Below are 14,625 nucleotides of genomic sequence, written 5' to 3'. Positions count from 1 at the left end.
TGCCGCGGCAGCGGCCGGCGCCGGTTCGCCGGCCGGCGGTGGCCCGATGGGCGGTCCGATGTCCGGCAAGGGCGAGGAGGACAAGGAGCACCGCGCTGCGTCGTACCTGACGAGCGGCGACCTGTTCGAGGTGCCGGGCGCGGACCTGCCACCGTCGGTGATCGGCGGCGGCAAGCCGAAGAAGAAGCAACCCCCGACGCCGGAGCAGACCACGTGATCACCCCGGACTTCCTGCTGACCCAGGCCGAGCTCTCCGTGCTGTGGCGGCACCACGAGCTCGGCAGGCTGCCGTATCCGCTGGACGTGCCGGTTCACGGCGCGACCGAGTCCGAACGCAGCAGCATGGACCACGACGTCCGCGACGAGCTTGCCTGCCGGGGCCTGATGTACGACCACGACCTGACCGGTCTGCTGCACCTGCTGGCCGAGCACGACGTCGCGGTGGACGCGGTCGGTTACTTCGACCGCACGGTGCGCGCGCTGGCCGTGTCGAACGGCGAATCGGCGGCACTGGTGATCATCGACGGCGACCAGGTCGGGGTGCTGGAGGTCCGGCCGACCGGCCTCGCCCGGTCCGTCGTGGACGTGCTGCCCGACGGCGTCGCCGGTCCGGGCTCCGGGTTGTCGGTACCGCTGGACGCGTTGCACACGGCCGTGCAGCTGCACGAGAACGCGCCGGAGTCGGAAGACCCGTGGGGCGACGACGAGCTCGATGAGCGGCAGGCGCTGGAGCAGGCCGGCCTGTCCGGCCAGGACGCCGCTGTCGTCGCCGAGCTCGCGGCGGGCCGGGTCCGCGGTGGCCAGTTCGGTGTCAGCCGCGTCAGCTCACAGCTGACCGCCGACCGCGCCCACGTCGTGATCAACTGGTTCGACACCCACCAGGGCCGGTATCTCATGGTCAACGAGAACGGGTGGCTGAGCCTCGCGCCCACCGACAACGAGCGCATCGCCCACCGCATCGACTCGGTGCTCGCCGCGGTCTGAGGTGGCGGTGCGGGTCGCACCGCCACCTCACGACGTCAGGAACACTTGCGCCCGTCGTTCACGCACTTCACGATCTGCGCCATCGTCTGGTCGGAGTTGACGTTGGCGAAGTCGTTGTGGTCGGAGAACGGGTTGTGGTTCTCCTCGGGGAAGGCGTCGAGCTGGTACTGGCCCTTCTCCTGCACGTCCCGCGCGATGTTGTAGGAGATGCTGATCCGCAGCTGCGGGATCGCCTTGAAGCCCTTGGGGCACGCGCCGGTCTTCTTGTCCGCGAACGCGACGTGGTCGCGGTGGTTGGCGCTGTCGGCGTTCTTGCCGTCCCAGCAACCGGCGAAGTCGTGCACGCGCATGACCTTGCTGCCGTTCGGGCAGATCACGTACTTGTCAGCCAGCCGGTCCTCGAACCCGCTGCAGGTCCACGTGGCGCGGGCGTTGGCGGGGCCACGGCTGGTCGGCTTCGCGTCACCGACGACCATCTTCAGGAACTTCGGCATGGCGGTGACCTTGCTGGTCGCGTTGCCGCGGTACTCGATCTTCACCTGGGCCGGCCGCACGATCTTGCCGTTGTTGCCGACGAGTTCCAGGTTCGGCCCGGAGGGAACCGCCAGGCCCGCGTTACCGCCGCCGTTGTTGTTACCGCCGTTGTTGTTACCGCCGCCGTTGTTGTTGCCGTTGTTGCCGTTGTTACCGCCGCCGTTGTCGTTGCCGCCCGCGTTGTCGTTGCTGAGCTTGCACGGCGCCAGACGCTCCAGACCCTGCGGCTTCTGGGCGTTGCGGCCGATCGCGATGGCCATCCTGTCGATCGTGGCGACCCGCTTGTCCTTCAACGGCCCCAGAATGGCGTTGTTGATGAAGTTCGGGCCGCCCTGCCCCTTGGTGGTCACGATCCGCTGGTTCGCCTCCGCGATCTGCTTGTCCAGCAACGCGAGGTTGCGGTCCACCTCGGCGATCGCCTGGTCCGGCACCGCACCCAGCGCGCCGCGCACCGAAGGACACTTCACGGTCGGGGTCGCGTCGTCGCCCGAGCCGCCCGGCTGGCCGGCGAACTTGCGCGGAGCCTGACTGTGATCGCCGTGCTCACCGTGTCCTTCGGAGCCGCCCGGCTGGCCGCTGAACTTGCGCGGGGCCTGGCCGTTGCCGCCGTGTCCGGCGCCGAAGAACAGCTCGCAGTCGGCGAGCGAGGTCAGGTTCGGTTTGGGGGCGTTGCGACCGATCGCGATCGCCATGCGGTCCAGAGTGGCCACTCGCTTGTCACGCAGCGGGCCGAGGATCGCGTTGTTCACGAAGTTCGGGTCACCGGGGTTCTCGTTGCGCGCCACCCGGTCGTTGGCTTCCTTGACCTGCTTGTCCAGCAGCTCGAGGTTGCGGTCCACCTCGCCGCGCGCCTGTTGCGGCACGGCGGGCAGCCGGTCGGAGACCGACGGGCAGGCGATGTGGGGTGCGCCCGCCTCCTTGATCTTGTCAGGACCTGACCCCGACGAGGTCGTGTTCGCCTTCGGGTTGATCCGCACGACCGGCCAGAAGTAGGACGACTTGTCGCCGTTCTTGCAGGTGGTCTCCGAGTCCTCGAGGCTCTCGTCGGTCGACTCGGCGCTGATCGACAGGTTGCCGACGAAGTCGTGGACGTGCTGGGCACCGTGGGGCAGCCCCGGCTGGGCCACCGGGTTGTCGGCGCTGAACTTGCCCTTCTCGTTCGTGCCGCAGTCGACCGTGAACACACCGCTGGTGCCGCCCTGCTGCACCTTCGGGTTGACGACGTTCTTTCCGACCTGCTCGATGCGCACGAACGCACCGACTGGCGCCGGGTCACCGTTCTTCGCGGCCAGTGCCACGGTGGCGGTGCCGGCGGCCACCACGGCCACCGCCGACAACGAGGCGATCAGGCGGAACTTCCGTCTGTCGGTTATGCGGTGTGTCATACGTCCTCCTCGGTCGTGCCGTGCATGATCAGGAGTACGTGCCAGACGCTTGTCCGGATTAACCGCGAGTGCCGCGTCACAAGTTGGTAAGAAATCCAGCCCTGATGGGGTAGTAAGCGTTTTCCGGGCTGCCGGGGCGTAAAGATCACCCTTACCGCATCGGGCGGTTACCTGAGGTGACCGACAACGCTGTCACCCATAAGAAACTCGGATCCCGAGGCCGGAATCAGCTCCGTCCACGTAGGACCACACCGGCACCGCACCGCGCACGGTCACGATCTCGGACCGCTGTTGTCGATCATTCCCCTGACAGCGCTGTTCCCGGCTCCTCATCGCCACTGGCGGGTCGACCTGCTGCACGGAGTCGTAAAGTCGTGGCCACCGACCGCAGCAGATGAGGGCCGATGACGGACACAGCGCCACGACGGCGGGCGCGCGGCCAGCGCCCGCCGACCATCATCGACGTCGCTGAGCACGCCGGCGTCTCCCGTGGCACCGTGTCGCGCGTCCTGCAGGGCGGGCACAACGTGAGCCCTGCCGCCAGGGACGCGGTCAACGCCGCGATCCGCAAGCTCGGCTACGTGGTGAACCGCGCGGCGCGCAGCCTGGTGACCCAGCGCGCGGGCTGTGTCGCGTTCCTGCTGTCGGAGACCCAGGACCGGCTGTTCGGCGACCCCAACTTCACCACGCTGCTGACCGGGTGCACCACGGCACTCGGTGAGCACGACATCCCGCTCATCCTGATCACCGCGGGCACCGAGGCCGAACGCCGCCGCGTCACGCCGTTCCTGTCGACGCACCACGTCGACGGCGTGCTGCTGATCTCCTCGCACCGCGGCAATCCGATGATCGACCACCTGCGGCAGGCCAACCTGCCGTTCGTCTGCTGCGGCAAGCCGCTCGGTGAGCGTGGCGCGCTGTCCTACGTGTCGTCCGACGACCACGAGGGCGCCAGGACGATGGTGCGCTACCTGCTCGAGTCCGGTCGCAAGCGTGTCGCGACCATCACCGGCCCGCTGGACACCCCCGGTGGGCTCGAACGGTTGCAGGGCTACCGCGGGATGCTCGCCGAACACGGCATCGCGTACGACGAGCGGCTGGTGGCGCACGGCGACTACACCAGGGCGAGCGGTGATGCGGGCATGCAGCAGCTGCTCACCGCCGCGCCTGACCTCGACGCGGTGTTCGTCGCCTCCGACCTGATGGCCGACGGCGCGCTGGCGGCGATCGAACGAGCGGGCCTGCGCGTGCCCGATGACATCGCTGTCGGCGGCTTCGACGACTCACCTGTCGCGACCGCCGTGCACCCTCCGCTGACGACGATCCGCCAGCCGTGGACCCGCATCAGCGAAATGATGGTGCGCCAGCTGCTTGCCCAGATCCACGGCGAAGGACCGGCCACGGTCATCCTGCCGACCGAGCTCGTCGTCCGCGAGTCGGCCTGAACCGGCCCTGGCGACAGCGATGTCGCCAGGGCCGGCGATCGGTTCAGGCGGTGGTGCAGGTGCTTCCGTTGAGGGTGAACGAGGTCGGCGCCGGGTTGGAGCCGCTGTACGTGCCGTTGAATCCGATGTTCGTCGGCGTGTTCGGTGCCAGCGCGCGGTTCCAGGTCATGTTGGTGGCGGTCACGTTGCCGCCTGACTGGGCGAACGTGGCACCCCAACCGGGCAGGGTGACCCGCTGGCCGTTCGCGTAGCTGAACGCCAGGGTCCAGCCGTCGACCGCGCTCGTGCCCGTGTTGGTGATGGTCACGCTCGCGGTGAACCCGTTGCCACCGCCCCAGTTCTGGGCCGAGTAGCCGACCTTGCACGTGCTGGAGCCGCCGCCGCTCGTCGTCGCCGTCACGATGCCCGAGTACGCGGACACGTTCCCGGCCGCGTCCTTGGCCCGCACCTGATACCGGTACGAGGTCGACGGAGACAGACCGCTGTCCGTGTACGTCGTCGACGCCGTCGAACCCACCAGCGCGAACGAACCGCTGCCCGTCGCACGGAACACGTCATAACCGCTCACGCCGACGTTGTCCGTTGACGCCGCCCAGTTCAGGGTGAGGCCCGTGGGCGTCACACCCGAGGCGGCCGGAGTGCCCGGTGTGGAGGGCGGCTCGGTGTCGCCGCCACCGCCGCCGAAGATGGTGGCCTCCTTGGACGTCTGCCGGACTCCGTTGGCACCGTTGAGGAACCGCTCGCCCCACGGGGTGAGGCTCGCCGGGTTGAACGAGTTGGTCATGTCGAGGTAGCCGACGTCGCTGCTGTTGCCGCTCCACGACCAGCCGATGTAGCCGAGGCCGCGGGTCTGCGCCTGCGCCATGATCGTGTTCTCGTCCGGGTCGCCATCGCTGTGGTTGTGCCCGAACTCCCCCACCACCAACGGCAGGCCTGCGGTCCGGAACGCGTCGAAGTACGCGTTGATCTCGGCCGCGGTGTCGTAGACGCCGTACATGTGGATGGAGAACACCGTGTTGCGCTGCGGGTCGGCGTTGAACACCGAGGCCGCGTTGTCGCGCATGATGTTTCCCCAGTCCTGGCCCCACATCGGCGCGTCGGCCATGATCAGGTGCTGCAGCCCGGCGCCGCGCAACCGGCTGATCGCGCTGCTCGTCGCACTCGCCCAGGTGGCGCTCACCGACGCGTTGTTGCCGAACGGCTCGTTGCCCAGGTTGATGATGACGTAGTTCTCCTGGCCCTTCAGGGCGTTGGCCACGCTGATCCAGTAGGTCGCCGCCTGGTCCAGGGACGCGGCGCCGCTCTGCTCGCCGTAACCCGTGGTGTCGTGGACTTCCAGCACGCAGATCATCTTGTTCTGCTTGCACAGCGAGATGACGTTCGTGACCTCGGCGGCCGGCGTCGGCCCCCATCGCTGGCCGCTGCCGAGCACCACGCGGACGGTGTTCGTGCCGAAGGACTTCATGTCCGCGAAGGCCCTGTTCTGGCTCGGGTACCAGACGTAGGCGTGGTTCACGCCTCGCATCACGAACGGGGTGCCGTTCGCCTCGACGACCCGCGTGCCCTCGACGTGCAGGCCTGCCGCCGACGGGCCGCCGCCCAGCGCCGCGACCACGGCCGGGTACCACCGGCTTTCGATCTTCTGGATACCGGTGGAACTGTTGGGGTGGACGCCGTCGGTGGTGTCCGTCGCGGTGCTGAAACCCGTCCACTGGTCGACGACGGTGATCGGCGAGGCCGCCGTGCTGTTCGCCTGCGCCCAGCCGGGGATCGCGGCGTTCAGGTCGACCACCCGCTGACCGCAGGCGGAGCAGTTGGACGGGTTCATCGGGATGATCTGGGCCACGACGAGCTTGATCGCGGGATTGCTGGCCCGCATCTGGCCGAGCATCGTGGTGTAGGCGTTGAGGATCATGGCCGCCGGGATGTTGCTCCAGACGTCGTTGGTGCCCAGGTGCATCAGCACGACGTCAGGGCGTGCCGACGACAGCCAGCCGGGAAGCTGGTTGTCCCGCACGATGTTCGTCGCCAGGATCCCGCCGTGGCCCTCGTTCTCGCCGTCGTGGGTGAAGCCGCACCCGGACGCCGGGAGCGAGCCCACGAAGTCGACATCGGTGTGTCCGGTCTCTTGCAGGTGCTTCCAGAGCAAGGCCCGCCAACAACCCGGTGAGCCGGTGATGGAGTCGCCGAGCGCCATGATCCGCGCGGGCGCGGCGGCACTGGCCGGGACTGGAGCGATGACCGCGCAGGCCGCCAGGAGCAGACCGGCCACCACCGCTCGGAGAAATCGCCAGGTCAAAACGACCTCCTGAGGATGTCCGACAGGGGAAGTCCATTTCTGGGAACGCTCCCAGAAATCGGACTGTAACCATGTGGAAATCCGGTGCCATACCGCCGAGTGGCTGACCGTCGCAGCCTGTCCGTTGCGGACAAGCCCATGACATCGGCTTGTCCTGTGGACAAATTTCGGTTCAGCGTTGGCCGTTCTGCACCGCGCGGATCTCCTGCGCGGTCAAAGCCCTGTTCCACACCGTCAACCTGCGCACCTTGCCGTGGAAGTGCCGGCCGAATTCGACATTGTTGTCGAACGGATGAGCAGTGCTGTTCGACAACGTGTACGTCACCGTGTGCCAATTGCCGCGTGGCAAAGCCTTCAACGTGTCCTCCGCGTTGTTCGTGCCGAGGTTCCACAGGGAATGTGGCGCCTGCTGCGCGGGATCGATCCACACCTGCGCGGAGACGGTGATCTGGTCGAGCCCGGTCGTCAGGTTGTCCGGCAGCTGCAGATGGCCGTTCTTCCCGCTGAAGACGAGCCCGGCCGGCGAGCGGGTGACGTCGCCGCGGATCGTTGCCGTACGGCCGTTTCCGGACATATCCGCGACGGCCGGGCCCGAGCCGCCTGCCAGGTCGTAGTCGGCCACGACGTCCTTTTTGTTGGCACGCACCGGTGGCGGGCCCTGCCGCAGCCGTTCCAGTTCGGCCTTCGAGACCGGCAGCACCGTGCCGTGGCGGGGTTTCGCAGGCAGCTGGTAGTCCGCCGGGATCGACCAGTTCGGGTTCGCCAGCGACTCGGTGACGAACGGGATGTAGCCGCGGCGCGGCGTCTCGTCCATGAAGACGTAGAACTTGCTGCCGTCGTTGGATTTGAACGCCGTCGGACCCTCGACCCAGTCGGTGCCGAGCCCGGTGCGGATGCAGTCGTCGACGAGCTCCCAGTTGCGCGGCCCGGTCCCAGGAAGGTCCACCGCCCGCAGGTCCTTCGAGCGCTCCAGCACGATGTCACGCGTGCACGAGCCGATGACCTTCTCGTCGGTTGTGAGGCGGTAGTAGTACTCGCCGTCCCTGAGAACCGTGGAGTCGATCACGCCCCGGCCGGGTCGTTCCAGACCCGCGGGGTGGTGAACGTGCGGAAGTCGCGGGTGGTCGAGTACATCATCCGCGGGTACGTCGAGCCGGTGTGGTCCGTGTCGCCGGGCGCGTACACATTGGACGCCCAGTAAACGACATAGGCGCCGATCAACGGGTCGTACGTCGCTTCAGGGGCCCACGTCATGCCGGCTGTCGCATCCGACACCAGGACGTGACGCTGGTCCGACCACGTGACGAGGTCCGTGGACTCCCAGATCTCCAGATACCTGCTGCCGTGCCGCATCGCCGCGTCCCAGCCGCGGCCGTCGTTGATCTGCAGGTCGGTCGCGACGAGGAAGAACCTGTCGCCCTCCGGACTGCGGATGATGAACGGGTCGCGCACGCCGGTCTCACCGTGCTTCGACCTCAGCACCGGACGGCCGCCGTTGAGCTCGTCCCAGTGCAACGGGTCGTTGCCCCGGCTGGCCGCGAAGTGCACCTGCTCGGTGTCCTGGCTGGCCTCGCCGGTGAAGTAGGCGAACAGATAACCCTCCATCGCCGCTTTCTTGGGCAGCGGGAGGACGGTGAGGGTGAAGTAGCGGGTGTTGCTGGTGTACCCCTTCGTCGCCCTGACTGAGAGACGAGCGATGCGCGGCCTCGATCCGTGCGGTGGCCGGGTCACCTCACCTGTAGCGGTGACGACACGGGGATCGCTGCTCTGCCAGGTGAGCGTCACGTCGCGGGCGCCCTTGGACGGCAGCGTGACGTTGCCGCGTATCGCGTCCTCGTCGTGGATCACGATGTCCTTCAACGCGTTCTCGACCTTCTGCCGGTCGGTGATGTCCTCCAGCACTGTCACGGCGAAGTCGCGCTCGGCGGTGTACCCGGCATAGGAGGCGGTCGCGGTGAGCGTCACCGTCGCGTTGCCCGTCCGCGGCGCGGGCCGGGTGACGACGCCGGTCGCCGACACCACCGAGGGCCTGCTCGACGCCCACGAGATCACCGAGCCGCCCGCAGCTCTGGTGGGCAGTGTGAGATCGTCGGTCACGGCCGAGGTGTCGCCCAGATCGAGCGCCGCGACGTCGGTGGCGGGGCGGCCCGATGCCGTCCCCTTCCCGAGCTCGCGCGCTTCACCGGAGCTCAGCACACGGCCGTAGAGGCGGAAGTCCCTGACCTTTCCCTTGAGGTACCGGTCGGACGGGTAGACCGAGCGGCCCAGGTGGTTGGCCGTAGTGGTGCCGTCACCGATCGAGCCGGGAGTGGTTGTCACGCCGGTCTTCCTGGCGACCTCGACGCCGTCCTCGTAAAGGACCGCGGTGCCACTGCCCAGTGTGTAGGTGATCGTGCGCCAGCTGCCCCGCGCGAGGTTCCGTCCACTGTCGACGGTCTGCTCGGTCGACCAGTCACCGCTCGCGATCGACGCGCGGAACCGGTCACCCGTTGCGAACAGGTAGCCGTTCCCGGTGTTGCCGAGGCCCCAGACGAAGTACGGGACGGACTGGTCGGCGGCGAGATCGACCTGAACCGACACGGTGATGTCGGTGAGCCCGCGGATCACGTTGTCGGGCAGGCGGACGTGACCGTTCGCGCCACCGAGACGGAGACCTTCCGCGCCCAGCCAGGTCGTGTCGCCGCTGAGCGTGCCGTCACGGCCGAACCCCGAGGTGTCCGCCACCGTGGTGCCGGAGGTCTGGGTGAGGTCGTAGTGCACGACCAGGCCGTCGTCGAGCGTTGCCGCCGAACTGGTCGTGGAGATCCCGAGGCCTGCCGCGGCGACGGTGACCGCGACGAGCACCGACGTGAAGGTGAGATGACGAAAGGACATGCCGGCCTTTCCCGACGGGCACGAAGGTGCCCAGAACAGGGTGCAAAGGGGAACACGCGGACAGTCCCGGAAGTGAGCGCCAACATAGCTGGCGCTCGATAGATCGTCAATGAACCCGGAGGACGGGGCGGGCAGGCCCCGCCCTCCGAGCCGTCACTTGCCCAGGTTCTCCAGCGAACGCTGGGCGGCTGCCAGGCCGTCCTTCGGGGTCACGACCCCGTCGCAGATCTCACCGATGATCGTCCCGAACGCCTTCTGCATGCTGCCCCACTCCGGCGTCATCGGTGGTGCGAAAGCGAACTCGGCGGACTGCTTGAAGGCGTCCATGCTCACGTCGCCGATGGCCCACGCCGGACGCAGGAACTCCTCGCTGTCCTGCACCTCGCGGTTCGCGGGCGCGTCCTGACCGGTGGTGGCGATGGGCTTCTGCCCCTCGGCACTGGTCAGGAAGTCGAGCACCTTGAACGCGAGCTCGGGTCGCCTGCTCGACTTCGTGATCGCCAGGCCGCTCTGGAACGAGATCGTCGCCTGCTTGGTGTTCTTGAACAGCGGCGAGATGCCCCACCGCACCTGCGGTGTCTCCTTGAGCGCGGCGATGTTCCAGAACCCGGTCATGATCATGGCGGCGTTGCCCTGGGCGAAGAGCTGGTCGGGACTGGAGATCTTCAGCGCCTCGTAGTCCTTTTTGGACGGCGCGACGTGGTGCTTGTGCACGAGGTCGGCGTAGAACTGCATCGCTTTGGCGTTCTCCGGCGAGTTGATCACCGGTTTGCCCGCGTCGTCGAGGATCCGGCCACCGTTCTGCAGCATGAACGCCATCCACCACGGCCACCAGTCGCCGGCGGCGAAGCCGTAGCGCATGGTCTTGTCCCCGTCCTTGACCGTCAGCTTCTGCGCGGCGGCCAGGAAGTCCGGCCACTTCCAGTCGGCGGTCGGGTACGGGACACCGTCCTTGTCGAAGAGATCTTTGTTGTAGTACAGGACCATCGGCCCGTTGCGGTCAGGCAGCGCCCACGTCTTGCCCTCGCGGTCGTAGGAGTGCGCTGCCCGCTCGCCGAACCTCCCGACGAGGTCGAGCTTCTCCGTCTCGATGAAGTTGTTCAGCGGCAGCAACTGGTTCTTGCTGCTGTAGCTGTGCACGGACTCGGCGACCTGGATGATGTCGGGCGGGTTGCCCTCCGAGATCATCGACTGGATCTTCGTGCCGTAGTCGCCGTTGTTGGGGACGTGCAACAGCTTGACGTTCACGCCGTTGACGCGGTCGCCGGCGAGCTCGACTCGTTGCTGATAGGTCTTGGCGTCCTGTTCGCTGCCCCACACCGCCACCGTCACCTCGGGTTCAGGTGTCGGCGTTGATGTGCTGGAGGAACATGCGGACGCGACCAAACAGGCAACGACTGCGGACATGGCTCTGAACGGGCGGCGTTGCCCCATGGATGGATCCCCTCGGAAGTTCAGTCGAGCAGGTGGGTTTCGAAGGCGAGCACGGCCATTCCGAGGGACACCGGATTGTCCAGGTGCCTGCCCAGAACGGCGGTCGCCGCTTCGAAAGGGGTAGCGAGCGCGTACTCTTTGATCACCGGGGTGACCGCTGACACGAGCGGCTCTCCGAGCGCGGCGCTGACCCACCCGCCGAACACGATCAACTCCGGGTTGAGCATGTTCACGGCGTTGGCGAGCGCCAGACCGAGAGGACGGGCGAACCGGGTGAGCGTTTCCAGCGCCGCGGAGTCGCCCAGCCGCACGGCTTCCGCGAGCCGTGCCACCGTCGCATCCTGGTCGCCGGACACGAGAAACGGGCTGCCTTCGAGCAGGCGCATCAGCGCACCGGCTCCGACGTAGGCCTCCACGCACCCGCGACCCCCGCACCGGCAAGGTTGCCCACCGGCCTCGAGGACGGTGTGTCCCCACTCCCCCGCGTTGTTCGTCGCACCGCGCAGCAACCGGCCGCCCGCAACCACTCCCAGACCGACGCCAGTGCCCAGGTTGACCACGATCACGTCGTCCTGGTCGCGCGCCGCACCGAACATCTGCTCGGCCAGCGTGATCGCCTTCAACGGGTTGTCCAGCAACACCGGCACGTCCCAGCGTCGTTCGAGCAGCGGCCGCAACCGCGCCTCGACCTGCCCCGGCAGGCTGACTCCGATCGCACTGACCGGTGCCTCGTACACCTGCCGCCGAACGGCGGCCACAGCTGCGAGGACGTGCTCGACCACGGCTTCCGGCGCGTTCTCCAACACTGGTACCCGTTTCCGGGCCAGTCGCGCCATCGCCTGGTCGAACAACTCGGCCGTCACGTACGTCTCGGCGACGTCCACCCCCACCACCAGCGACCCACCGCCGCGCAACGTCAGCTGCGTGGCAGGGCGCCCGCCACCGGTGCGTGCTCCCGCCGCCTCCTTCAGGAAACCGGCTTTCGTCAACTCACCGACGATGGTGCCGATCGTGGCGACGGACAGGCCGAGCTGGTTCGCCAGCTCCAGCCGCGTCCGCGGTTCGCCACCGTAGAAGCTCCGCACGACCTCGACGCGGTGTGCCCGCCTCAGATCGCCCGAATGCTTCAGTCGCATGAACCTGTTCCTCGTACTGCGCTCCGATCGGGCACAGTACGTGATCTTCATTCAATTTTGAAGGGGTTCTTTCAACGGTCAGCAGAAGTGTGATCGGCTGGCTCACCAGGATGTTTGCACCGTCAACCATGATTCGGGCACACCTGGACGAAGGCAACTCTGAGTAGATGTCAGCGGTCGCGCACTGGGCCAGTCGGCTGATGCTTGGGCAGCGTCGCGGGTCTGCAGGCTACCTCTGGTGCGGCCGGTAGGTGGCCTGCCCGTTCACCACGACCAGCTCGACCTCCACGGAGGTCTGGCTGTGGCCGCCCAGCGGGGCGAGCACGACCGGTGGGCCGCCGCCCTGATGGATCACCACGTTCACGCCCAGGTGGCTCGCGATCAGGTGCCCGAGCAGATCGCGCGCGTTGCCCGCACTCCGGTTCTCGTCCTCGTCGGGCCGCAGACTCCAGTTGAGGTTCTCCACCAGTGCGCCGTTGAGGTGTCCAGGCTGCATCGGCCTGCCGGCGGTGAAGTCGGCCACGGCCCTGGCCACGCCCGGATCGTTGGCGGCCCTGTTCACCACGTGCTTCCGCAACGTCGCCGCGTCGCCGCGCGTGATGTGCGCGACGGCGGCGTACAGCCCGTTCGGCGTCGTCGGCGGCGGAGCGGGCCGCGCGAGCACGTCTTGGCGAGGTACCGCAAGGTGTCGCCAACGGGGTCGGCCTGCGACGGGACGTCGTCGTCGAGCATCACCATGTCGACGAGTTCCTGCCGCAACTCGGCGATCCGCTGGTCGTCCAGCTGCCCGAGAGCGGGTTCGAGGTCGGCGCGGTGGTGGTGGACGAGCTCGGTGAACCGGGTCGCGGTGTCCGTGCCGTCCGCGGCGATGAGCCCCGCATCCGTGAACACCTGGTACACCCACGCGGCGTGGTCGTCGCCCTGCACCGGACGCTGGCTGATGGCGTCCCCGAGCGGCGGCGGCCCCATGACGGCCGCGAGCGCGACCTGTTGTGCGAAGTTCGTGGCGCGGTTGTAGCCCTTGTCGTGGTTGAAGATCTCGCCAGCGAGCTCCTCCGGGTCACCGGCGAGCCGGGGCGTGTTGTCGATCGTGTCCCACAACTGGTGCGCCCAGATGCCGAACGCCGTGCGGTCGCCAGCATCGAACGCCCGCAGCTGCTCGGTCTCGATGACGGGCCGTTCGAACTGCTGGTTGAACGCCCTCGCCACAGCGTCGAGGCCGTGCTGCGCCATCAGCCCGGTGATCTCGTCAGCCCTGGTGTGCAGGACCACCGACGCCCGCAGCAGGTGCAGTCCCGCCTCGTGGTGGAGGTACTTCTGGGGGTTCGACCGCAGAGTGCTCTCCACCAACTTCATCAACGGCGAGGCGTTCTCCATCGCACTGGTTGTCAACGCCGTGAGCTGGTCGTCGATGCTGATGGCCGGTGCGCTCGTGCCCGGCTCGTCCGTGTCGCTCGCGTCGTCGACCATGCCGTAGGACTGCAGCTCTTCGCGGAGTTCCGCCGTGAGCCGGTCGGTGAGCTCAACACCGATACCTGCTTCGAGTTCGGCGCGGTTGTCGTTGATGGCCGCGGTGAACTGCTCCGGGCTGACGCTGGCATCGGCGGGGATCAGCTTGGCGTCCGCCAGCACCTGGAACAGCCACATCGCCCTCGCCGACGTGTCCTCGTCCGGGCGAGCACGGTTGGCGACGGTCTCGGCGAGGGGTGGCGGGCCCATGATCGACGCGAGCGCGGCCTGCTGGGCGAAGTTCGTGGCGCGGTTGTAGCCCTTGTCGTGGTTGAAGATCTCGCCCGCGAGCAACTCCGGATCCTGCGCCAGCTGCGGGGTGTTGTTGATCGTGTCCCACAACTGGTGCGCCCACGCGCCGAACGCCGCCCGCCCGGCCTCGGTATCGGTGAACGCCTCGCGCTGAGCCGTCTCGATGATCGGCCGCTCGAACTGGCGAACAAACGCGTCAGCCACGTGGTCAACACCATGCCGGCTGATCAAATCCGCGATCTCGTCGGTCCTGGTGTCCAGCACCACCGACGCCCGCAACAGGTGCAGGCCCGACTCGTGGTGGAGGTACTTCTGCGGGTTCGACGTCAGTACGGAGTTCACGGACTTCATCAGCGGTGAAGCGTCTTCCATCGCTGCCGTGACCAAATCCAAGAGCTGGTCGTCCACTCCAGGGGCTGGAGTGCCGGGATCAGCGTCGTCGAGGTGGAGGTGGACGTCGGCGGCGTTGGGTCGGCCGGGGGCCACGGTGATCTCGAGCGAGACCTCGCGGGCGAGCAGTTCGGCCACGTGCGCGGCGTGCTCGCCGGTGATCTCGACGATCGGCGCCGGGAGGCCCTGAGCGGCGCGCGCCGCCTGCACCTCGGTGAGTCGTTCGGCGAGCGACTCCAGTTGCAGCAGCTGATTGAACGTCAGGGACGTGCTGCCCGCCGGAAGCTCCAGCGACAGTTCGGGTCCGCGCGTCGGCGAAGCGGCAGAGACGGAGGACGCAGGGGCGGACGAGTCCGCCGCGGACGACGTCGGCGACGCGGGCG

At 67.8% G+C, this 14,625-nt stretch carries 8 protein-coding genes and 2 pseudogenes; 3 read left to right on the top strand and 7 right to left on the bottom strand.

Annotated elements, in window-relative coordinates:
* Together FXN61_RS38355 and FXN61_RS38350 are read left to right on the top strand one after the other, a co-directional pair.
* Positions 1–217 (top strand): annotated as a pseudogene (locus tag FXN61_RS38355) (hypothetical protein); the annotation flags it as partial.
* The gene (locus FXN61_RS38350) at positions 214–984 is read left to right on the top strand and encodes an ESX secretion-associated protein EspG (RefSeq protein ID WP_167978811.1); all 771 of its coding nucleotides are present in this window, start codon (positions 214–216) and stop codon (positions 982–984) included. The pseudogene FXN61_RS38355 and the gene FXN61_RS38350, both read left to right, overlap by 4 nt.
* A gap of 35 nt (positions 985–1,019) precedes the next feature.
* On the opposite strand, the gene FXN61_RS38345 is transcribed toward FXN61_RS38350, so the two are convergent.
* On the bottom strand, positions 1,020–2,903 hold the full coding sequence (locus tag FXN61_RS38345) for a DUF1996 domain-containing protein (protein ID WP_167978810.1): 1,884 nt from the start codon (positions 2,901–2,903) through the stop codon (positions 1,020–1,022).
* A gap of 404 nt (positions 2,904–3,307) precedes the next feature.
* On the opposite strand from FXN61_RS38345, the gene FXN61_RS38340 reads away from it, so the two are divergent.
* Entirely contained in the window at positions 3,308–4,348 is a 1,041-nt protein-coding gene (locus tag FXN61_RS38340) for a LacI family DNA-binding transcriptional regulator (protein WP_167978809.1), read from the top strand.
* Positions 4,349–4,391: 43 nt separating this feature from the next.
* Here FXN61_RS38340 and FXN61_RS38335 read toward each other — a convergent pair whose 3' ends face one another.
* The 6 genes and pseudogenes from FXN61_RS38335 to FXN61_RS38310 form a co-directional block, all read right to left on the bottom strand.
* Positions 4,392–6,647 carry a cellulase family glycosylhydrolase gene (locus tag FXN61_RS38335; protein ID WP_167978808.1) on the bottom strand — a complete coding sequence of 752 codons (2,256 nt, stop codon included), beginning with the start codon at positions 6,645–6,647 and terminating at the stop codon, positions 4,392–4,394.
* Positions 6,648–6,819: 172 nt separating this feature from the next.
* A pseudogene (locus tag FXN61_RS38330) lies at positions 6,820–9,521 on the bottom strand (immunoglobulin-like domain-containing protein).
* A 153-nt stretch (positions 9,522–9,674) separates the two neighbouring features.
* A complete protein-coding gene (locus FXN61_RS38325) occupies positions 9,675–10,847 on the bottom strand; it encodes an ABC transporter substrate-binding protein (protein WP_167978807.1) in 1,173 nt (390 codons plus the stop codon).
* A gap of 128 nt (positions 10,848–10,975) precedes the next feature.
* Positions 10,976–12,091: an ROK family protein gene (locus tag FXN61_RS38320; protein ID WP_167978806.1), complete on the bottom strand. Its 1,116-nt coding sequence runs from the start codon at positions 12,089–12,091 to the stop codon at positions 10,976–10,978.
* Positions 12,092–12,320: 229 nt separating this feature from the next.
* Positions 12,321–12,626, bottom strand: a complete 306-nt coding sequence (locus FXN61_RS38315; protein WP_167978805.1) for a hypothetical protein — start codon at positions 12,624–12,626, stop codon at positions 12,321–12,323.
* A gap of 23 nt (positions 12,627–12,649) precedes the next feature.
* On the bottom strand, positions 12,650–14,625 hold a 1,976-nt coding region (locus FXN61_RS38310; protein ID WP_167978804.1), incomplete at its 5' end, for a hypothetical protein.

Origin of the sequence: Lentzea indica, from assembly GCF_012184385.1 — a bacterium.
GTDB lineage: Bacteria > Actinomycetota > Actinomycetes > Mycobacteriales > Pseudonocardiaceae > Lentzea > Lentzea indica.
This window is presented reverse-complemented; position numbering and strand designations above follow the sequence as displayed.